The following is a 20,679-nucleotide window of genomic DNA, read 5'->3' as shown; positions in this document are numbered from 1 at the left end:
AATATATTATTATGGCGATTGTGGCGAAGTGGTTAACGCACCTGATTGTGGTTCAGGCATTCGTGGGTTCGATTCCCATCAGTCGCCCCATTAATAATTTGTTTTGCGGGTGTAGTTTACTGGTAAAACCTCAGCCTTCCAAGCTGATGTAGTGGGTTCGATTCCCATCACCCGCTCCAATATGGGCCTATAGCTCAGCTGGTTAGAGCGCACGCCTGATAAGCGTGAGGTCGATGGTTCGAGTCCATTTAGGCCCACCATATATTGTTCCGCAGTAGCTCAGTGGTAGAGCTATCGGCTGTTAACCGATCGGTCGTAGGTTCGAGTCCTACCTGCGGAGCCAAACGGGGAAGTACTCAAGTGGCTGAAGAGGCGCCCCTGCTAAGGGTGTAGGTCGGGCAACCGGCGCGAGGGTTCAAATCCCTCCTTCTCCGCCATATCTTAAGGCCCCTTGGTCAAGCGGTTAAGACACCTCCCTTTCACGGAGGTAACACGGGTTCGAGTCCCGTAGGGGTCATATGAAAAAACTGATAACAACTTTGTTATCAGTTTTTTTGTACTTCATTCCGTTCAACTAAGATAGCTGCTAAACTACCTCCTGGATTGTTCCAAACCCTATACCGGTAAAATAGATTACTTTTCACGATAGTCATTATATTGATATAATTTCTTCGACTTATCACCTTTATTAAAAACTACTGATAACGCTTACATTTACCGCATTTTACTCTTATTTTGAACCTTCCATTTTTTGAAAATCAAATAACTTTTTGGGCCGAAAAGTGTAAAAAATATAAAAAATTTTTATGTTTTTTTGGCGATAATTGATAGAAATATTGATGAATAGTGTCGTAATTTGTCAAACTGTGGTTTTTAATGGCGCTCCACATCGTTTATTGTCAGAAAAGATAAAAAAGTTTTATGAGGCATATTGAGAAAATGCACTTATAATTGGTCTTTGAAATACATATTTTCAATGGGGATGAGGAGAGCCATGACAGTGAATACGTTTTTTCCGACGGATTATCAGTTGCATTTATTTCACGAAGGAAATTTTTTTCAAAGTCATCAGCTTTTTGGCGCTCATATCTTTAAGAATTCCGATAAGGTTTATACACGATTTTGCGTATGGGCCCCTAATGCAGTGCAGGTTAGGCTTGTGGGGGATTTTAATAACTGGAATGGTGAAGGGTATGAATTGCAAAAGGTTAACGATGAGGGAGTATGGATTCTGATTGTAAGCATGGATCTAACAGGAAAGCTTTATAAGTATGAAATTTTCTCACAAACAGGTGAGAGGCTACTTAAATCAGATCCGTTTGCTTTTTATTCTGAAATAAGACCTAATACAGCTTCTATTGTTTATTCGTTAGAGAATTATAAGTGGCAAGACAATCAGTGGATGAATCGAAGAGGAAAAAAGAATCTTCTTTCAGAACCAGCAGTTATTTATGAAGTGCATCTAGGATCTTGGAAAAAGAAAGAAAGTGGCGAATATCTAAACTATCTAGAATTGGCAGCTGAACTTATTCCATACGTATTGGAGCATGGTTTTACCCATATAGAGTTATTACCGATTATTGAGCACCCGCTCGATGACTCGTGGGGCTATCAAGGAACAGGTTACTTTTCCGTAACGTCTAGATATGGTACACCAGATGAATTTAGACAATTTGTAGATCAATTTCACCAGAATGGTATAGGTGTCATTCTTGATTGGGTACCAGGTCATTTTTGCAAGGACGCCCATGGGTTGTACAGGTTTGATGGAACTCACAGCTATTCTTATAGCTATGCAAGGGACAGAGAAAATGCCGTATGGGGGACAGCTAACTTTGACCTAGGAAAGGGTGAGGTACAAAGTTTCCTCATTTCCAACGCCCTTTTTTGGATTGATTCTTTCCATATTGACGGTTTTCGAATGGACGCAGTTGCAAATATCATATACTGGCCCAATGCTTCAAATGAAAGGATAGAAAATCCATTCGGAATTAACTTCTTGAAAAAGTTAAATAATCAAGTCCATGAGTATGATCCACATTTCTTAATGATTGGGGAGGACTCAACCGAATACCCAAATGTCACAACACCAGTTAGTTACGGTGGTCTTGGCTTTGATTATAAATGGAATATGGGCTGGATGAATGACATGCTGGAATATATGGAAACACCACCTTTTTCTAGGTCTCATGTTCATTCCAAAGTAACTTTTTCATTTTTATATGCTTTTTTAGAAAACTTCATGCTTCCGTTTTCTCACGATGAAGTAGTTCATGGGAAAAAGTCATTACTAAATAAGATGCCAGGAGATTATAGTGAGAAATTTGCTCAACTAAGGCTTTTGTTAGGTTATATGTTTGCCCATCCAGGCAAAAAACTTCTATTTATGGGCTTTGAAATAGGACAGTTTGCTGAATGGAAGGATAAAGAACAGCTCGACTGGAACTTATTGGACTATGAAATGCATCAAAAATTAAATGACTATGTTAAGTTCCTAACAAAAGTCTATAAACGATCTAAAGCACTCTATGAGCTTGATTATTTACAAGACGGATTCCAGTGGATAGATGCAAATAATAGTGAACAATCTATTTTTTCTTTTCTAAGAAAAGGGAAGAAGGAAGATGAAACTTTAGTTGTTGTTTGTAATTTTACAGGGGTTAGTTACCCTATCTATAAAATTGGTGTTCCTAAAAATGGTGAATACCGCGAAATTTTCAACAGTGATCATGAAGAATATGGTGGAGCAGGATTGGTGAATAAAAAAACGATTGTAGCAGAAGAAGAGCCGTTCCATGGCCTGCCTAATTCTATTAATATAACAATTCCAGCGTTTGGATTTCAAATCATTAGACCGGTTAAAAAGCGAAAGGAGCGAAAAGGAAATGGTAAAGAAAAAGTGCGTAGCCATGTTATTAGCAGGAGGAAAAGGTAGTAGGCTTAATTCGCTGACAAAGGACTTAGCGAAACCTGCCGTTCCTTTTGGAGGAAAATATCGTATTATCGATTTTCCATTAAGCAATTGTGCAAATTCTAACATTGATACTGTTGGTGTATTAACACAATACCAGCCATTATTATTAAATTCCTATATTGGGATTGGCAGTGCCTGGGACCTTGACCGGAAAGATGGCGGGGTAACTGTTTTACCACCCTATGCCGAATCTTCTGAAGTTAAGTGGTATACAGGGACGGCCAGTGCCATTTATCAAAACCTTAATTACCTCAAACAATACCAGCCTGAATATGTTCTTATTCTTTCCGGTGACCATATTTACAAAATGAATTATGAAAGTATGCTCGAATACCATATTGAAAAAAGAGCAGACGTAACGATTTCCCTAATCGAAGTTCCATGGAACGAAGCAAGCCGTTTTGGAATAATGGATACTGATGAGGATTTAAGAATAACTGATTTTGATGAAAAGCCAGCTGATCCAAAAAATAACCTTGCTTCGATGGGCATTTACATTTTTAGCTGGAATATACTTAAAGAATATCTTGAAATGGATGACCGAAATCCTGATTCTAGTCATGACTTTGGTAAAGATGTAATCCCATTGCTTTTAGAGGAAAATAAGAAGTTGTTTGCCTATCCGTTTAAAGGTTATTGGAAAGATGTCGGTACAGTTAAAAGCCTTTGGGAAGCTAACATGGACTTGTTAGGTGAAGATTGTGATTTAGATTTATTTGATCACGGTTGGAGGATTTATTCTGTCAATCCAAACCAGCCTCCTCAATTTATTTCTTCAGATTCAATCGTTAAAGAATCACTTATTAATGAAGGGTGTACGATTGAAGGGGAAGTAGACAAATCGGTTCTATTTCAAGGTGTGACCGTCGGAAAAGGAACCATTATTAAAGAGTCTGTCATTATGCCTGATGCTATCATTGGCAGTAATTGTTTGATTGAGAAAGCGATTGTTCAAGAAGATGTAAAGGTTCCAGATGGGACCGTTATTCGCTCATTTGATGATGAGATTATTCTAGTTACGAATGAAATGTTAAGCGGGCTATATCCTGCTTTATAATAAAATCCAGGAGGGACTTTGATTGAAAAGAAAGCTTTTAGGTGTAATTGACGCCACAACATACCATGATGATTTAGAAGATTTATTAACACATCGCTCACTCGCTGCCCTGCCTTTTGCCGGGCGTTACCGCATAATTGATTTTGTTTTATCGAATATGGTGAATTCAGGTATTCGTAGTGTGGCTATTTTCCCGAAAATGCAATACCGTTCGTTAATGGATCACTTAGGTTCTGGAAAGAATTGGGACTTAAATCGCAAGCGTGATGGCCTTTTCTTTTTCCCATCACCGATTGTTGATAACGATGGAAATAAAATCGGATCATTTGAGCATTTTGCGGCAAATTTAGACTTTTTTTATCGAAGTACCCAAGAATACGCCATCATCTCCAATTGTTATACAGTGTTCAACATGAACTTTAGACCAATCCTAGATTGGCATAGTCGATCTGGATGTGACATCACTGAAATCCATCACAAGGATGGCGGCTCAATGGAGATGTACTTAATCAAAACATCCCTCCTTATTAAGTTAATTGAAACGCGAAATGAAACGGGGTATACCTGTATGAAGGATGTGGTTAATGACCTTCAGGATCTTTACTCTGTTTGCCACTATGAATATGACGGTTATGCCGTGATGATAGATTCAATTGAAAACTATTTTTCTACTAGTATGACTTTATTAAAGACTGATGTTTGGAAAACACTATTTCCAAAAGATCAGCCAATCTTTACAAAAGTTAAGGATGAACCACCGACGAAGTATGTAAAAGGATCTGAGGTAAAAAATGCAATGATTGCCAATGGGTGTATCATCAGCGGAACGGTAGAAAACAGTATCATTTCACGTGGGGTGAAAATTGGCAAAGGAGCAGTCATCAAGAACTGTATCATTATGCAAAAGTGCCAGATTGAAGAAAATTGTTATCTAGACTCCGTAATTTTAGACAAAGACGTTAAAGTAGAGGCAGGAGCGCAATTAACCGGCACAGCAACAGCACCATTTGTGATTCGTAAAGGAACAAAACAAGGAGCGTTGATGAACTCGTGAAAGTATTATTTGCTGTTTCGGAATGTGGACCATTTGCAAAATCGGGAGGACTTGCCGATGTTGCAGGTTCCCTTCCCAAAGAATTAAAGAGCCTAGGAACGGATGTAAGGGTCATTCTGCCCAAGTACGGAACCATTGCAGAAGAATTTAAGAGTGAAATGAAAAAGGTTAAAGAATTCACTGTTTCTGTAGGCTGGAGAAATCAATATTGTGGGATAGAGGAACTTACACATCAAGGAGTAACCTTCTATTTTGTCGATAATGAATACTATTTTAAACGGGAAAATTTATATGGATATTTTGATGATGGGGAAAGATTTGCCTATTTTAATAGGGCTGTTTTAGAGACACTGGAACAGTTGAATTTTTATCCAGATGTATTGCATTGCCATGATTGGCATACCGCAATGATTCCTTACCTTTTACGGACTGAATATAATAAGCGAACAGGTTACGGTCTCATGAGGACTGTGTTTACCATTCATAACCTGCAATTCCAAGGGATTTTTCCGAAAGAGGTATTAGTAGATTTGTTAGGAATGGATTATAATTCCTTTCAATCCGGTCACTTAGAGTTTTTCGGAAATATTAATTATATGAAGGGTGCTCTTGTTGCAGCTGACAAAATTACGACTGTGAGTCCAACCTATAAAGAAGAAATTCAAACACCAGTATACGGTGAAAAATTAGACGGTCTGTTAAGAGCAAGAAAAGAGGACCTGATTGGTATCTTAAATGGGATCGATGAAGATTTTTATAATCCTGCGAAAGATCCATTAATTTATCAAACTTATACGGTTAATAATCATCAGAAAAAGGCGGTAAACAAAAGTGAGATTCAAAATCACTTTGGGTTACCACAATCTGCTCGTACACCTTTATTAGTGATGATTACCAGGCTGACAAGGCAAAAAGGTCTTGATTTGGTCAAGTGTGTCCTCCGTGAAATATTACAGGAGGACCTGCAGGTAATTGTATTAGGAACAGGTGATTATGAATACGAAGAACATTTAAGACAGGTGGCACGGATTTATCCTGAAAAACTAAAAGTTCATACGGGTTTTAATGAAGGCCTGGCTCATAAACTTTATGCTGCAGCAGATTTGTTTTTAATGCCTTCCCAATTCGAACCTTGCGGGCTTGGACAGTTGATTGCCATGAAATATGGAGCTATTCCGATTGTTAGGGAAACAGGCGGCTTAAATGATACAATAAATTCTTGGAACGAATTTACAGGAAAAGGAAACGGGTTTTCCTTTACAAATTTTAATGCCCATGACATGCTCTATACAATAAAACGAGCTCTAAGTGTTTACCACGATTCAAATTCGTGGAATTCTATTGTAAAACAAGCAATGGAAATGGATTATAGCTGGGCACAGTCAGCATATAGCTATAACCAATTATATGCAGAGATCGTTTCAAGGAGTGAAACACATGTTTTCTAATACGGTCGAGTTTAAGGAAACCTTTCTAAAAAGGCTTGAGATGATATGTGGGAAGAGTTTCTCAGAAAGCTCAGCCAGGGACCATTATCAAACCCTTGGTACGATGATTAGTGAATTTGTTAGTACAGATTGGATTACTACAAACGAGCAACATCTGGCTGCAAAGGGAAAGCAAGTATATTACCTCTCCATTGAATATTTATTGGGGAAATTACTCAGACAAAATCTAATTAACCTTGGTGTGGAAGAAACGGTTCTGGCTGGCCTGAAGGAACTGGGGATAGAGTTAGGTGAATTAGAGGAATTTGAGGCAGATGCAGGCTTAGGAAACGGCGGCTTAGGAAGATTAGCCGCCTGTTTTCTAGATTCGCTAGCTTCGCTAAATCTGCCGGGCCATGGTCATGGAATTCGTTACAAACATGGCTTATTTGAACAAAAGATTGTTGATGGTTATCAAGTTGAATTGCCGGAACAATGGTTGAAGAATGGGAATGTTTGGGAAATTCGCAAAGCCGATAATTCTATTAAAGTTCCCTTTTGGGGTAAGGTTGAAGCGAGGATGGAAAATGGCCGACTTGTTTTTCAGCATCTAAATACTGAAACGGTTACGGCTGTGCCTCACGATATGCCGGTCATCGGGTATCAGTCAAAAACAGTCAATACATTAAGACTCTGGAATGCAGAGCCTTCTCAATTTCCCCTCCATGAGGATATCTTAAAATATAAACGGGAAACGGAAATGATCTCTGAGTTTTTATATCCAGATGATACCCATGATGAAGGTAAGACTTTAAGATTGAAGCAGCAATACTTTTTAGTATCCGCTAGTATCCAATCGATTTTAAAGACCTATCGGAAGCAACATAGCAGCTTAAAGCAACTTCATGAGCATATTTGTATTCATATAAATGATACTCACCCTGTATTAGCCATTCCAGAGTTAATGAGAATCCTGCTTGATGATGAAGGATTTGATTGGGAGCAGGCATGGCATATTACCAAACAAACGATTTCTTATACGAACCATACGACATTGTCAGAGGCTTTAGAGAAGTGGCCGATACATATTTTTAAACCGTTACTTCCAAGGATTTATATGATAGTAGAAGAAATCAATGAACGATTTTGCCATGAGTTATGGGAACAAACTCCTGGTGATTGGGAGCGGATTAAAGGATTAGCCATCGTTGCAGACAATTTTGTAAAAATGGCTCATTTAGCGATTGTTGGAAGTTTTAGTGTTAATGGTGTGGCGAAACTGCATACAGAAATTCTAAAGAAACGAGAGATGAATCAATTTTATCAACTGTTTCCTGAGAAATTTAACAATAAGACCAATGGAATCGCCTACCGGCGTTGGCTGTTAAAAGCAAATCCCAGATTATCTTCACTGATTACTGAAACAATCGGTCCTGATTGGACATTTCAAGCTACGGAACTTACCCAACTACTTAATTATCAGAATGACACCTCGTTTTTGGATCAACTGTTAAAAATAAAAAATGAAAACAAACAAACTCTTGCGAAAGTTATTTTCGATAAGACCGGAACTACGGTGGATACTGGTGCCATCTTTGATGTACAAGTAAAGCGTCTGCATGCATATAAGCGGCAGCTTTTAAATGTTTTACATATTATGCATCTGTATAATCGAATCAAAGAGGATTCAAGTTTCCCTGTCGTTCCTAGAGTGTTTATTTTTGGAGCAAAAGCTTCTCCAGGATATTATTATGCAAAAAAAATTATCAAATTAATAAATACGGTTGCTGAAAAGGTGAACAATGATCCAATTATTGGCGATAAAATAAAAGTGATTTTTCTTGAAAATTATCGCGTTTCCCTTGCGGAAAAAATCTTTCCTGCCGCAGATGTGAGTGAACAAATCTCCACTGCAAGTAAGGAAGCCTCAGGAACAGGAAATATGAAATTTATGATCAATGGCGCATTAACGGTAGGAACCTTAGATGGTGCCAATATAGAAATTCGTGAATTAGTTGGCAATGACAATATTTTCACGTTTGGATTAACAGCAGATGAAGTCCTTCACTACTATCAGCACGGTGGATATCAATCCGATGAATATTACCACCATGATTATCGGATTCGCCAGGCAATAGATCAATTTGTAAATGGCTTTTTTCCTGGGGTTCATAACGAATTTGAACCGATATTTGACTCGCTCCTACAGGAAAATGATCAATATTTTGTCTTAAAGGATTTTGCTTCGTATGCAGACACCCAACGATCCATCGGAGAGGCATTTACTGATCGATTACGGTGGCAGCAAATGAGTTTAAAAAATATCGCCCATGCAGGTTACTTTTCAAGTGACCGTACGATTAAGGAATACGCAAACGAGATATGGGGGATTAAGCCTCTACAATAAAAAAAAGCTTCTGCCATCCGGCAGAAGTTTTTTTTACAAGAAGTGACCAACGAAAATTCCAATGGCTAATAAAAATCCGAAAATTGTATTCGTTTGTGCAGTGGCTTTCATAGCTGGTGCCATTTGAATCGGCACCGAATTTTCAATAAATCCTTTGGTTGCCTTTATCGCCTTTGGAATGCTCAGAATGACAATAGCGGTCCAGATTGGTGCTATACCACTTATGATCAGGCCGATTACCCAAAGGTAAGAAAATGTGAACATCCCTGCTAACAAATAAATAGCACGTTTCTTTCCTAAATGAATCGCAACCGTTCGACGACCGTTTTCTTTGTCTCCATCAAGGTCACGGATATTGTTTGCTAATAAGATCTCTCCAACCAAAACCATAATTGGAACAGATACAAGAACGCTTGTTAGATCAATAGTTCCGGTTTGAATAAAAAATGAAATTAAAATAATCAGCATTCCCATAAAGAAACCTGCGAATATTTCCCCAAATGGTGTATAAGCAATTGGTAAAGGTCCGCCTGTATAAAAATAGCCCACGGTCATACAGATAAGACCTACAACCGCTAACCACCAGCTGCTATTTGCACAAATATAAACCCCTATTAATAAAGCAATTCCATAAAAGCCAAAAGCAAGGTTTAGGACTGTTTTTGGCTTGATTCCGTCACGAACTATTGTGCCGCCAATCCCAACAGATTGAGCAGTATCAAGACCGCGTTTGAAATCGAAATATTCATTAAACATATTGGTTGCAGCTTGGATCAACAAACTCGCAATAAGCATAGCAAAAAATAAACCAAAATGAATGTTCCCATGCTTAAGGGATAGAGCAGTACCAAGCAGAACCGGTACGAATGCGGCTGTTAGTGTATGTGGACGGATCATTTGCCACCAAACTTGAAAGCCGCGATTTGATTCAACAACAGGTTGTGTATTTAGTTGCATATTGTTCTCTCCCTTTTTAGGTAATTTCTCTCTATATAAAAGGTTAGGTTCAATTAAATTATGGGCCTTGCCCAAACCTAAGTGTATGTAATTCAAAGAATAGTGTCAATGAATTTTTCCTATCAAATCTAGAAGATTATACCTGTTTGATTATTATTGGAAGGTTGGTGGGAAAATGATAATAATGAAAAATAAATGAGAAGGCTGTTTTTATCAATTAGGTGAAATCTTAATGTATAATATGGAATGAAGCAGGTTTGTTAGTGACAAGTATTACTGACTTCTTTACAATGAAAGTAGTATGTTAAAAATAGCATTAACATGAATGGATAACAGTCATTTCGGCTGTTTTGGAGGGATTTGTTTGATTACCATTCAAGAATTGGAAATAATGGAACGTGGTCTTTTAGCTGTCAATCGCGCGAAAGAACTAGGCCGGCCCATTTTAATTAGTGAAGTCCATAAAATGGACACGATTAACCCACTATCATTTTTTAATATAGGAAAAGAACACTATCGCGGTGAACGATTCTTTTGGAAGGACCCAACAGATGAGACCGTACTTATTGGACTTGGGATTTCTAAACAAATTCAGTCGGATCAGGCTTCTGACCGCTTTTTTCATGTTGAAAAAGAATGGGAGAAATTTTTAGAAGACTGCCTTATTTTTAATCCATATACTGAAGTTGGTGTAGGGCCAGTCATGTTCGGAGGCTTTTCTTTCGACCCCTACAAAGAAAAAACTGACCTTTGGTCGAAGTACGCTGATTCATTGTTCCATCTACCAAAATATTTATTAAGTATCATTAATGGTCAAACATTTTTAACCACGAATACTGTCTGTACTCCACATGAGGATCCTTACTTATTTAAGAAAGTAAGCGAAGAGAGAAATGAGATTTTACAATCTCTTCATCAAATTGACCAGAGAAAATCTGCTGCACTTGTGGAGATCAAAGAGATTGGACCGGAGAAGTGGAAAAAAACTGTCGATGGAGTTGTGAAGGAATTAACAGAAGGCCCCCTAAAAAAGGTCGTTTTAGCCCGTGAGTTGAGACTTGAATTTGATGACCAAGTGGAGGCCGAGGAAGTACTCAATAATTTGTATATGCAGCAACATGAAAGTTTTATTTTTGCCTTTGAATCGAATGGTGATTGTTTTATAGGTGCATCTCCAGAAAGACTGGTGAAAAAGCAAGGAAATGAAGTATATTCAACATGCCTTGCCGGATCTATCTCTCGCGGGAAAACTGAAGAGGAAGACCTAAAATTAGGTCAGATGCTATTAAATGATCAAAAAAACCTAATTGAGCATGGGTTTGTTGTTGAAATGATTAAAGAAGCACTAGAAGAATCTTGCGAAGAAATTATTCTGCCTGAAAAGCCACAACTTATGAAAATAAGAGATATACAGCATCTTTATACACCTGTAATCGGAAAGTGCCATAAGGATGCTTCGTTGATGTTATTGGTAGAAAGACTGCATCCAACACCAGCACTCGGCGGACTGCCAAAGGATGAAGCGGTTGTTAAGATTAGAGAAGTAGAAGAACTGGCTCGAGGTTTCTATGCTGCACCATTAGGCTGGGTCGATTACAGAAAAAATGGTGAATTTGCTGTGTCAATTCGCTCTGGGCTTATTCAGGGGAATGAAGTGTCGTTGTTTGCAGGATGTGGTGTAGTTGCAGATTCTGACTCAGAAAGTGAATATATGGAGACGAGTTTGAAATTTAAACCAATGCTCCGAGCCCTTGGAGGAAATTGACATGAATCATCAAGAATCATTAACAGCCTATATAGCGGCCATTGTTTCAGAACTTATTTTTTCGGGAGTAACCGACGTCGTAGTCAGCCCTGGTTCTAGGTCAACTCCAATGGCGATGATTATGGCAGAACACCCTGACCTTAAAGTCCATATTCATGTGGATGAACGGTCAGCAGCATTTTTTGCATTAGGGATTGCCAAGTCATTAAATAAGCCTGTTGCGCTTCTTTGTACTTCAGGTACGGCAGCAGCGAACTATTTTCCTGCAATCGTTGAAGCACGTTATGCGCGGGTTCCATTGATTGTATTAACAGCAGATCGGCCGCATGAACTAAGAGAAGTAGGCGCCCCTCAAGCAATCGATCAAATTCATTTATATGGGAAGCATGTGAAATGGTTCTCCGAAATGGCTTTACCTGAAAAAAGTAATGAAGTCATCCGTTATGCTAGAACCGTTTGTGCTCGAGCAGTTTCGATTGCCACAAGTGCCCCTTCAGGTCCTGTTCATTTGAATTTTCCTTTTAGGGAACCACTTATACCAAAGATAAATGACGAACTCTTCCAACTTCACGAACGTCCAAACGGATATGTGAAAGTTCATAGGGGTGATTTGACAATTGCGGATGAACCATTTCAAGAAATTGCTGAAAAACTGTCCCAAACAGAAAGAGGGATAATTGTTTGTGGGAGCATTGTAGATGATGTTTTCCCTGAAGCAGTGACGCGGCTAGCTGATACATTAAAATTCCCAATTATAGCTGATCCCTTATCACAGTTGAGAAGTGGGAAACATAGCCTTGAAAATATAGTTGAATCTTATGATACTTTTTTAAGGAACGATGACGCAAAAGTATTCTTAAAACCCGATGTTGTTTTACGATTTGGAGCAATGCCCACTTCAAAAGCATTAACCATCTTTTTAAAAGAGAATGGAAGTGCAGAGCAATATGTGATTGATGGCGGTGGCGGCTGGCGTGATCCGGCATCGTTATCAACAAATATGGTCTCTTGTAATGAAACGTTATTCTGTGAGAAGTTAATAACTTATATAAATGAGAAATCCACATCCGATTTTCTAATGGATTGGAAAAAGGTGAACCAATTAACCAAAGATCAGATGACTTCGCTTAGAGATATTACAGAATTAAGTGAAGGCAGGCTCTTCTATCAATTAGCCGAAATACTGCCTGAAGGTGCTACGCTTTTTGTTGGCAATAGTATGCCTATCCGTGACTTAGATAGTTTTTTTCTTACCAATAATAAATCAATCAAAGTAATGGCGAACAGAGGGGCCAACGGGATCGATGGGACCGTTTCGACAGCCCTAGGTGCTGCTTTAAATTCGCAATCCTTATACCTTGTCCTAGGAGACTTAACTTTTTTCCATGACTTAAATGGTTTGCTTGCTGCAAAACTATACAATATTAATATTAATATTATTCTTGTCAACAATAATGGCGGTGGAATCTTCTCGTTTCTGCCACAATCTGAACATCCTAACAACTTTGAACTTTTGTTCGGTACTCCGCTGGGGATTGAATTTGAACATGCTGTTAAGATGTTTAATGGTAATTTTACAAAGATTAAGGATTGGGATCATTTAGGATCAGAAATGATGAAAGTAGTAGGTTCAACTGGGATTAATGTATACGAGCTGGTAACCAATAGAGAGATGAATCTTGCTGAACATCGTGAATTTTGGGGATTTGTTTCCCGGGAAATATCGAACTTTGTCAAAGGTGAGCAATAAATGTATATCGTTATCAATGGGATTCGTTATCATGTCGAAGTATGTGGTGATGGGCTTGTTCCACTAGTTTTGTTACACGGATTTACGGGGGACTCTACCACTTGGGCCAATTTCCATGAATGGAGGGGACAATACACAAAGCTCATAATCCCTGATATAATTGGCCACGGAAAAACTGACTCGCCTGATGAACTGAGTCGATATCATATCGAGGCTGCTGCGACTGACTTAAAAGATATCCTTGATCAAATAGGGGTAAAACAAGTAGATCTACTTGGTTATTCAATGGGTGGCCGACTTGCCTTAACCTTTGCCCTTCTTTTCCCTGAGAGTGTTCGAAAATTAATCCTTGAAAGTAGTTCACCAGGTCTTGCAACTGAGGATGAAAGCCAACAACGCCGTATGAAGGATGCCGAACTTGCTAAATTTATTACTGAAAAGGGGATAAGCGCGTTTGTAGATTATTGGGAAAAGATTTCACTATTTTCAACGCTGAAGCGTCTCCCTTTGGTCTCCCAGCATAAAATTAGACAACAACGTTTGAAAAATTCTCAAAAAGGTTTAGCTAACAGTTTGCTTGGGATGGGAACAGGTTCTCAACCTTCCTGGTGGGGGAAATTAAAGGAACTAACCTGTGAAGTTTTGCTAATAACAGGTGCAGAGGATCAGAAGTTTTGTGACATTGCGGATCGGATGATGAAGGAGCTAAAAAATAGCACTTGGATAGTTGTTGAAGGCAGCGGGCATGTAATTCATGTGGAAGATCCTAAAAAGTTTGGTACAATAGTAAGTGACTTTTTGTCCAATGAAAATATATAAAGGAGGAAATCATTTTGACAGTAGAATGGATTGCAGGACGCAAATATGAAGAAATTTTATATGAAACATACAATGGTATTGCCAAAATTACCATTAATCGTCCACATGTACATAATGCATTTACACCGAGAACTGTTTCTGAATTAATTGACGCATTTGCCTATGCTCGTGATGATGCAAGTATAGGGGTTATTGTCTTGACAGGTGCAGGAGATAAAGCATTTTGTTCAGGCGGAGACCAAAAAGTACGCGGACATGGAGGATATGTTGGAGAGGACCAGATTCCTCGTTTAAATGTTTTAGACCTTCAACGCCTTATCCGTGTGATTCCAAAACCTGTAATTGCCATGGTAAAAGGATATGCGATTGGCGGCGGTCACGTTCTACACATTGTTTGTGACCTAACAATCGCAGCGGATAACGCTGTTTTTGGACAAACTGGCCCGAATGTTGGAAGCTTTGATGCAGGTTATGGCTCAGGCTACCTTGCCAGAATTGTTGGTCATAAAAAAGCTCGTGAAATTTGGTTCTTATGCCGTCAATATAATGCCCAAGAGGCACTTGATATGGGCTTAGTTAATACAGTTGTTCCACTTGAAAAAGTAGAAGAAGAAACGATTCAATGGTGTAATGAAATACTTGAGAAGAGTCCAACTGCTCTGCGCTTCTTGAAAGCAGCAATGAATGCGGATACTGACGGCTTAGCTGGACTGCAACAATTTGCTGGGGATGCAACCCTGCTTTACTATACAACAGATGAAGCAAAAGAAGGCCGCGATTCCTTTAAAGAAAAGCGTAAGCCTGATTTTGGGAAATTCCCGCGTTTTCCTTGATCGTTATTTTAAAATGGGCGCTTACGCTTTTCTTAAACAGCTTGATGGTTTCCATCAGGCTGTTTTTAATAGACAAGCATGGCTAAGCTAGAAAGTGAATAAGAAAGGTGAACCGTTATGCAGAACGAAATTATGCCTAATTTTTTGCAGAAAAGAGCGTTTTTAACTCCGGAGCGACCTGCCGTTTATTTTCAGGAACAAATAGTAACCTTTGAACAACTCTATCAACGTTCTTTTCAGGTGGCAGGGCAGTTACATGGATTAGGTGTTCAAAAAGACCACTATGTTGGGGTTTTATTAAAAAACAATCTCGATACAGTTATTATATTATTTGCCCTTCAGTTAGTAGGAGTAAGGTCTGTGATATTGAATAACCGCCTTTCTCCAGCAGAACTTGCCTGGCAGCTTAACGATTCAAAGGCTGTTTCGTTGATTCTTGAAGATACTTTGGATGAAACAAAAGCTTTCATAACCAATCAAATTCCATCTCTAAAAGTCTTAACAAAGGGCGATCTATTTTCCAGTGCTGCGGACGTGCCGAATATTCTCGAAGAACTTTCGCTTTCCGATATATGTACAATTATGTATACATCAGGAACGACCGGTAATCCCAAGGGTGTCATCCAAACCTATGGAAATCACTGGTGGAGCTCGGTTGGTTCAGCCTTAAATTTAGGTTTTATGGAAGGGGATTGCTGGCTTTGTAGTGTTCCATTGTTCCATATTAGCGGCTTTTCCATATTAATGCGCAGTGTCATTTATGGCATGCCGATTGTTCTTCATGACCAATTTGATGTGGAAAGGACAATAACAGATATCCAAGAAAAAAGGGTAACCATTATGTCTGTTGTTGGGACAACGCTGACTAGAATCGTTGAAGCCCTTCAAGAACGGCGCCTTCCTAACCATTTCCGCTGTATGCTCCTAGGAGGTGGGCCCGCACCATTCCCGTTACTCCAAGCATGTGTAGAGAAAGATATCCCAGTATTTCAAACCTATGGTATGACCGAATCCTCCTCGCAAATTGTAACCCTTGCACCTGAATACAGTTTGAAAAGGCTAGGTTCTGCTGGAAAGCCATTGTTTCCCTCTCAAATTCAGATTGTAAATGAGGATGGAAGTGTGGCGCCAACAGGTGTTCCAGGTGAAATTGTCATAAAAGGGCCCAATGTTACCCCGGGTTATTTATTTCGTCCAGAAGTTTCAAATGAAAAGTTTAGCGATGGTTGGTTTCATACTGGTGATATTGGCTACCTAGATGAGGCTGGTTTCTTATATGTCCTCGACCGGCGTTCGGACTTAATCATTTCAGGAGGGGAAAATATTTACCCTGCAGAAATAGAAGCCGCATTGTTGGCACACCCCGATGTTAGTGAAGCAGGTGTCACTCATTCAGAACATGTGGAATGGGGACAAGTGCCGGTAGCTTTTATTGTGAAAAGGGAAGGAACGACTCCTTCTAAGGAAGTACTTGAGCAATTTTGCAAACAACAATTGGCTAAATATAAAGTGCCAAAAGCATTTTATTTTACGAAAGAATTGCCAAGAAATGCTTCTAAAAAACTGCTTCGCAGGGAACTTCGTGAGTGGGTAAAGGAAGGCAGGACCGATGATGAAGATCACCTCTGTTGAGTTAAATGTCATTGAAATGCCCTTAAAGGACCCATTTTTGACCCATTTAGGAGCTGTAAAGGTACGAGAAGGAATCATTATTAAAATTACCAATTCAGAGGGTGTTACAGGCTTTGGAGAAGGGGTTGCTTTTTCCACACCGTGGTACACGGAAGAAACGATTAAAACAAGTTTACATATGTTAACTGATTTTTTAATTCCACTACTTAAAAATAATCCGATCGATCATCCTGCACAGGCGTCTCAGCTTTTTAGTTCGATACGTAGGAACCATATGGCTAAAGCAGCCTTAGAGACGGCACTATGGGATTTATATGCGAAGATTCATGCACAGTCATTGTCAAAAATCCTTGGAGGTACACGCACGGTTACTGCGGCAGGTGTGGTGGTGGCAACAGACTCTACAACAAAAGCACTCCGGCAGATTGACCAATATCTTAAGGAAGGTTATCAGCGGATAAAAGTGAAAATTAGTCCAAAATTAGACTATACGTTTCTTGCAGAAATTCGCCGTTCTCATCCAGACCTGCCTATCATGGCCGATGCAAATTCTGCCTATACGTTACAGGATATAGAACGGATAAAAGCTCTAGATGACTTTAACCTGCTGATGATTGAGCAGCCCCTTGCTTATGATGATATTATTGAACACGCTTTGCTTCAAAAGGAAATCAAAACCCCGATTTGCTTAGATGAAAGTATTAACAGCTATGATGATGCACGAAAAGCAATTGAGTTCGGAAGTTGTAAGGTGATTAATATTAAGGTCGGCAGGGTTGGCGGCTTATATGAAGCAAAACGAATCCACGACTATTGTTTTGAAAAGGGGATACCTGTCTGGTGTGGGGGGATGATCGAATTTGGGATATCCCGTGCCCATAATATTGCGCTCGCTTCCTTACCAGGCTTTTCTATCCCAGGTGATATCTCTTCTTCCAATCGCTTTTGGGAAGAGGACATCATTACTCCTGAAGTAATTGTCCAAAACGGTTCTATAGCTGTTCCAACGGGACCTGGAATAGGATTTGAGATTAACCAGAAACGCCTACGGGAAGTCATACAATGGAAAGAGACATTTGTATTTTAGGAACAAAATTTTTATAAAGTGATTTTTTCATAAGGTAATGATGAAGCACCTGGATGATTTTGGCACCATGTTGATTGGAGCGGAAGGCACGAAGACTCCTGCGGGAGGACGGGGCTGGGGAGACCCCACAGGCGCTTGCGCCGAGGAGGCTCCCCGGACCGCCCGCGGAAAGCGAAGTGCCTGGAGCGGAAATCAACATCCAAGTTTAACAGACCTTTCATAAAAAAATGAACCAGGTTGATGGGCCTGGTTCATTGCATAATTTATTTAGTTATTTAAAGCGGTTTTTAATGATTCAAGATTTTGATTCATTAATGAAAAATAGGTTTCTTTGTTTTTAATATTGTCTTTTGATAAAATAGCAAGGTTATGGATTGGTAATTCTTTTGCCCCAATTTCTTTTTGAACGATTTTTCCAAGTTTTGAGTGGACATTTTGTTCAAACAGCATATAGTGTATCCCTTCATGTTCAGCAACGGACATGATTTTTTCTAATTCCTTTTGGGTCGGTTCATTAGCTGTCGATAGCCCTGAAATACTAATTTGCTCAATCCCATAGCGTTTCTCCCAATAACCAAACGCAGCATGGGTAACGATTATCTTTTTATGTTTTGCATTTTCAATTGTTTGCTTATACTTCGTATTTAGTTCATCTAATTGAAGAGCAAGTTTTTGAAAATTCGCATTGAAAACTTCTTTGTGTTCTGGCATCTGTTTATTTAGTGCATCACGAATGACAGCTGCCATTTCCTTTGAATAAATTGGGTCAAGCCAAACATGTGGATTGACATCCTCATGGGTGTCATGATGATCTTCCTCATCTTCATCATGCGAATCGGTCAATCTTGGCAGATCAATTTTTTCAGCTGTTGGCACTAGTTTTACATGTTCGTTTTTTAATGTTTCTTTTGATTTTTCTACAAATCCTTCAAGCCCGAGCCCGATGTAAAAAAATAAGTCTGAATCAGCTAAATTCATCATATCCTTTTGAGATGGTTCAAATGTGTGTTCATCTGCCCCAGGTGGATAGATCGTTTGTACATTTACATATTTTCCACCTATTTGCGAAGTAAAGTATTGAAGTGGAAATACAGTGGTATAAATGGTTAACTGGTCTTTGTTTTTTTGTACTTGTTCTTTACCATTTGAACACGCCGCCAACAGAAGACTTAATGGTAACAGACAAGAAAGGATTAAAATGATTTTTTTCATAGGGTCTCCTTCAAATGTATATAAATCGGATTTATTACGATTTATTATCGAAATTTTTTTTGAATTCTGAAAAATAACAACTACATAATACGGAACGATTCCGATTTCCATTAGATTCTTACAAAAAATTTTCGTCAAAAGCAAGTATAAAATTTTGTTTCATCATCAAATATTAGGTATGCTTAGAAAGAAACAATGGAAGGGTGGTTAATATGAATAACTCGAATATTTTAAATGAGATCCTAGAATTTAATGAAAAGTTTGTAGAAAACCGAGAGTATGAAAAGTATGAAACAACCAAATACCCTAATAAACGAATGGTGATTCTAACATGTATGGATACAAGGCTGCTAGAACTATTGCCGAAAGCGTTAAACTTGGGAAATGGTGATGCGAAACTCATTAAGGATGCTGGCGGTCTGCTCTCACACCCGTTTGGCAGTGTAATGAGAAGTATATTGATTGCCCTGTATCAATTACAGGCTCAAGAGGTTTTAGTGATCGCTCATTATGATTGCGGTATGAGCGGTCTCAAAGCAGAACCAGTGATTGAAAATATGAAAGAACGGGGAATTTCGGAAGAAACGATCGATACGCTTACCTATTCCGGAATAGATATAAAAAAGTGGCTGCATGGGTTTGATAATGTAACCGAAAGTGTTGAACATAGTGTCGGAATTATAAAAAATCATCCGTTAATGCCTAAGGATGTACCAGTTCATGGCTTAGTAATCGACCCTAAGACAGGAAAGCTAGATCTTGTTGTGGATGGTTATAAGAATTAATGGTTATCCTTTTCCGGAACAGGGTCCAAACCACCTGGATGGAACGGATGGCATTTTAATATCCTTTTAAGCGTTAGCCAGCCGCCTTTAAAGGCCCCAAACCGTTGGATGGCTTCTACCCCATAATGCGAACAGGTCGGATAAAATCTGCAGGTCGGTGGCTTTAATGGAGAGATAGCAACTTGATAAAAACGAATAACAGCAAGGAAGATTTTTTTTAACATATGAGACACTCCTTTATTACAATTATCTACAACATATCATAATTTAATAGTAACGTCTAAATTGTTAAATATATGTAAGTAGATGAAAAAACTCGGAATTTAATGTATGATAATAGGAGATAAAAAAAGGAGTGATTTCGATGCCTTCAGTTGAAAGCTTTGATTTAGACCATAACGCTGTTAAAGCCCCTTATGTGAGACATTGTGGTGTTCACAAAGTAGGTAGTGACGGTGTTGTTAATAAATATGATATTCGTTTTTGCCAGCCAAATAAACAAGCAATGAAACCTGATGTAATCCATACATTAGAACACTTGCTTGCTTTTAATCTTCGTAAGCATTCTGAGAAGTATGATCATTTCGATATTATTGATATTTCACCAATGGGCTGTCAAACAGGTTATTATCTAGTAGTTAGCGGAGAACCTACTGTGGAAGAAATCATTGATCTTTTAGAAGATACTATGAAAGATGCCCTTGAAATTATTGAAATCCCAGCTGCTAATGAAAGACAATGCGGTCAAGCAAAGCTGCATGATTTAGAAGGAGCAAAACGTTTAATGCGTTTCTGGCTGGAACAAGGCAAAGAAGACTTAAAACAAGTTTTTGCATAATTAGAAAAGCAGCGTCTTAGGCTAGCCATAATAATAAAAATTCCTATTCGACTTGAATAGGAAATGCTAAAAATAGCATGAA

General features: G+C 38.8%; 17 protein-coding genes and 6 tRNA genes. 20 read left to right on the top strand and 3 right to left on the bottom strand.

The features are described from left to right. Positions 1-14: 14 nt before the first annotated feature. From ACJ004_RS20070 to ACJ004_RS20020, 11 genes are all read left to right on the top strand, one after another. Positions 15-90, top strand: a tRNA-His gene (locus tag ACJ004_RS20070). A gap of 15 nt (positions 91-105) precedes the next feature. Next, positions 106-179, top strand: a tRNA-Gly gene (locus ACJ004_RS20065). 4 nt (positions 180-183) lie between these two features. After that, positions 184-260, top strand: a tRNA-Ile gene (locus tag ACJ004_RS20060). A gap of 8 nt (positions 261-268) precedes the next feature. Continuing rightward, positions 269-343 (top strand) — tRNA-Asn (locus tag ACJ004_RS20055). A 3-nt stretch (positions 344-346) separates the two neighbouring features. Then, positions 347-437 (top strand) — tRNA-Ser (locus tag ACJ004_RS20050). An 8-nt stretch (positions 438-445) separates the two neighbouring features. Then, positions 446-517 (top strand) — tRNA-Glu (locus tag ACJ004_RS20045). 477 nt (positions 518-994) lie between these two features. After that, positions 995-2,935 carry a 1,4-alpha-glucan branching protein GlgB gene (gene glgB, locus ACJ004_RS20040; RefSeq protein WP_410894899.1) on the top strand — a complete coding sequence of 647 codons (1,941 nt, stop codon included), beginning with the start codon at positions 995-997 and terminating at the stop codon, positions 2,933-2,935. Next, entirely contained in the window at positions 2,886-4,031 is a 1,146-nt protein-coding gene (locus ACJ004_RS20035; protein WP_410894898.1) for a glucose-1-phosphate adenylyltransferase, read from the top strand. The genes glgB and ACJ004_RS20035 overlap by 50 nt, the downstream gene beginning before the upstream one ends. A 22-nt stretch (positions 4,032-4,053) precedes the next feature. After that, positions 4,054-5,085 carry a GlgC family sugar phosphate nucleotidyltransferase gene (locus ACJ004_RS20030; RefSeq protein ID WP_410894897.1) on the top strand — a complete coding sequence of 344 codons (1,032 nt, stop codon included), beginning with the start codon at positions 4,054-4,056 and terminating at the stop codon, positions 5,083-5,085. Then, entirely contained in the window at positions 5,082-6,533 is a 1,452-nt protein-coding gene (gene glgA / locus ACJ004_RS20025; protein WP_410894896.1) for a glycogen synthase GlgA, read from the top strand. Before ACJ004_RS20030 ends, glgA begins: the two co-directional genes overlap by 4 nt. After that, the gene (locus tag ACJ004_RS20020; protein WP_410894895.1) at positions 6,523-8,919 is read left to right on the top strand and encodes a glycogen/starch/alpha-glucan phosphorylase; all 2,397 of its coding nucleotides are present in this window, start codon (positions 6,523-6,525) and stop codon (positions 8,917-8,919) included. The genes glgA and ACJ004_RS20020 overlap by 11 nt, the downstream gene beginning before the upstream one ends. 33 nt (positions 8,920-8,952) lie before the next feature. On the opposite strand, the gene ACJ004_RS20015 is transcribed toward ACJ004_RS20020, so the two are convergent. After that, entirely contained in the window at positions 8,953-9,876 is a 924-nt protein-coding gene (locus ACJ004_RS20015; RefSeq protein WP_410894894.1) for a 1,4-dihydroxy-2-naphthoate polyprenyltransferase, read from the bottom strand. 364 nt (positions 9,877-10,240) lie between these two features. Here ACJ004_RS20015 and ACJ004_RS20010 point away from each other — a divergent pair, with 364 nt between their 5' ends. The 7 genes from ACJ004_RS20010 (at position 10,241) to ACJ004_RS19980 (ending at position 17,985) form a co-directional block, all read left to right on the top strand. Further along, positions 10,241-11,641 (top strand): isochorismate synthase, encoded by a 1,401-nt coding sequence (locus tag ACJ004_RS20010; RefSeq protein WP_410894893.1) that lies wholly within the window; start codon positions 10,241-10,243, stop codon positions 11,639-11,641. A gap of 1 nt (position 11,642) precedes the next feature. Further along, positions 11,643-13,391 carry a 2-succinyl-5-enolpyruvyl-6-hydroxy-3-cyclohexene-1-carboxylic-acid synthase gene (gene menD / locus ACJ004_RS20005; RefSeq protein WP_410894892.1) on the top strand — a complete coding sequence of 583 codons (1,749 nt, stop codon included), beginning with the start codon at positions 11,643-11,645 and terminating at the stop codon, positions 13,389-13,391. After that, complete coding sequence (menH, locus tag ACJ004_RS20000; RefSeq protein ID WP_410894891.1) at positions 13,392-14,210, top strand: 2-succinyl-6-hydroxy-2,4-cyclohexadiene-1-carboxylate synthase; 819 nt, start codon at positions 13,392-13,394, stop codon at positions 14,208-14,210. Between the two features lie 14 nt (positions 14,211-14,224). Beyond that, positions 14,225-15,043, top strand: a complete 819-nt coding sequence (gene menB / locus ACJ004_RS19995; RefSeq protein ID WP_410894890.1) for a 1,4-dihydroxy-2-naphthoyl-CoA synthase — start codon at positions 14,225-14,227, stop codon at positions 15,041-15,043. Between the two features lie 117 nt (positions 15,044-15,160). Then, complete coding sequence (locus ACJ004_RS19990; protein ID WP_410894889.1) at positions 15,161-16,675, top strand: o-succinylbenzoate--CoA ligase; 1,515 nt, start codon at positions 15,161-15,163, stop codon at positions 16,673-16,675. Next, complete coding sequence (menC, locus tag ACJ004_RS19985; protein ID WP_410894912.1) at positions 16,656-17,762, top strand: o-succinylbenzoate synthase; 1,107 nt, start codon at positions 16,656-16,658, stop codon at positions 17,760-17,762. Before ACJ004_RS19990 ends, menC begins: the two co-directional genes overlap by 20 nt. A gap of 37 nt (positions 17,763-17,799) precedes the next feature. Continuing rightward, positions 17,800-17,985 (top strand): hypothetical protein, encoded by a 186-nt coding sequence (locus ACJ004_RS19980; RefSeq protein ID WP_410894888.1) that lies wholly within the window; start codon positions 17,800-17,802, stop codon positions 17,983-17,985. A 44-nt stretch (positions 17,986-18,029) separates the two neighbouring features. On the opposite strand, the gene ACJ004_RS19975 is transcribed toward ACJ004_RS19980, so the two are convergent. Further along, positions 18,030-18,974, bottom strand: coding sequence for a metal ABC transporter solute-binding protein, Zn/Mn family (locus ACJ004_RS19975; RefSeq protein WP_410894887.1), 945 nt, complete (start codon positions 18,972-18,974; stop codon positions 18,030-18,032). 212 nt (positions 18,975-19,186) lie between these two features. Between ACJ004_RS19975 and ACJ004_RS19970 the strand changes: the two genes are divergently transcribed. Beyond that, positions 19,187-19,759 carry a beta-class carbonic anhydrase gene (locus tag ACJ004_RS19970; RefSeq protein WP_410894886.1) on the top strand — a complete coding sequence of 191 codons (573 nt, stop codon included), beginning with the start codon at positions 19,187-19,189 and terminating at the stop codon, positions 19,757-19,759. On the opposite strand, the gene yidD is transcribed toward ACJ004_RS19970, so the two are convergent. Beyond that, positions 19,756-19,983: a membrane protein insertion efficiency factor YidD gene (yidD, locus tag ACJ004_RS19965; RefSeq protein ID WP_410894885.1), complete on the bottom strand. Its 228-nt coding sequence runs from the start codon at positions 19,981-19,983 to the stop codon at positions 19,756-19,758. The two genes, ACJ004_RS19970 and yidD, sit on opposite strands and share 4 nt — an antisense overlap. A 140-nt stretch (positions 19,984-20,123) precedes the next feature. On the opposite strand from yidD, the gene ACJ004_RS19960 reads away from it, so the two are divergent. Beyond that, the gene (locus ACJ004_RS19960; protein WP_410894884.1) at positions 20,124-20,597 is read left to right on the top strand and encodes an S-ribosylhomocysteine lyase; all 474 of its coding nucleotides are present in this window, start codon (positions 20,124-20,126) and stop codon (positions 20,595-20,597) included. The last annotated feature ends 82 nt before the right edge of the window (positions 20,598-20,679 follow it).

The organism is Neobacillus sp. 204 (assembly GCF_046562815.1).
Classification (GTDB): domain Bacteria; phylum Bacillota; class Bacilli; order Bacillales; family Cytobacillaceae; genus Neobacillus.
The sequence above is the reverse complement of the archived record's forward strand: the minus strand, read 5'-3'. Positions and strand labels throughout refer to the sequence as shown.

Bases quoted from the DNA above. Each gene is read 5' to 3' on its own strand.
- glgB (WP_410894899.1), top strand. From the start codon at position 995: ATGACAGTGAATACGTTTTTTCCGACGGATTATCAGTTGCATTTATTT.
- ACJ004_RS20035 (WP_410894898.1), top strand. From the start codon at position 2,886: ATGGTAAAGAAAAAGTGCGTAGCCATGTTATTAGCAGGAGGAAAAGGT.
- ACJ004_RS20020 (WP_410894895.1), top strand. From the start codon at position 6,523: ATGTTTTCTAATACGGTCGAGTTTAAGGAAACCTTTCTAAAAAGGCTT.
- ACJ004_RS20015 (WP_410894894.1), bottom strand. From the start codon at position 9,876: ATGCAACTAAATACACAACCTGTTGTTGAATCAAATCGCGGCTTTCAA.
- menD (WP_410894892.1), top strand. From the start codon at position 11,643: ATGAATCATCAAGAATCATTAACAGCCTATATAGCGGCCATTGTTTCA.
- menH (WP_410894891.1), top strand. From the start codon at position 13,392: ATGTATATCGTTATCAATGGGATTCGTTATCATGTCGAAGTATGTGGT.
- ACJ004_RS19990 (WP_410894889.1), top strand. From the start codon at position 15,161: ATGCAGAACGAAATTATGCCTAATTTTTTGCAGAAAAGAGCGTTTTTA.
- menC (WP_410894912.1), top strand. From the start codon at position 16,656: ATGAAGATCACCTCTGTTGAGTTAAATGTCATTGAAATGCCCTTAAAG.
- ACJ004_RS19980 (WP_410894888.1), top strand. From the start codon at position 17,800: ATGATGAAGCACCTGGATGATTTTGGCACCATGTTGATTGGAGCGGAA.
- ACJ004_RS19975 (WP_410894887.1), bottom strand. From the start codon at position 18,974: ATGAAAAAAATCATTTTAATCCTTTCTTGTCTGTTACCATTAAGTCTT.
- ACJ004_RS19970 (WP_410894886.1), top strand. From the start codon at position 19,187: ATGAATAACTCGAATATTTTAAATGAGATCCTAGAATTTAATGAAAAG.
- yidD (WP_410894885.1), bottom strand. From the start codon at position 19,983: ATGTTAAAAAAAATCTTCCTTGCTGTTATTCGTTTTTATCAAGTTGCT.
- ACJ004_RS19960 (WP_410894884.1), top strand. From the start codon at position 20,124: ATGCCTTCAGTTGAAAGCTTTGATTTAGACCATAACGCTGTTAAAGCC.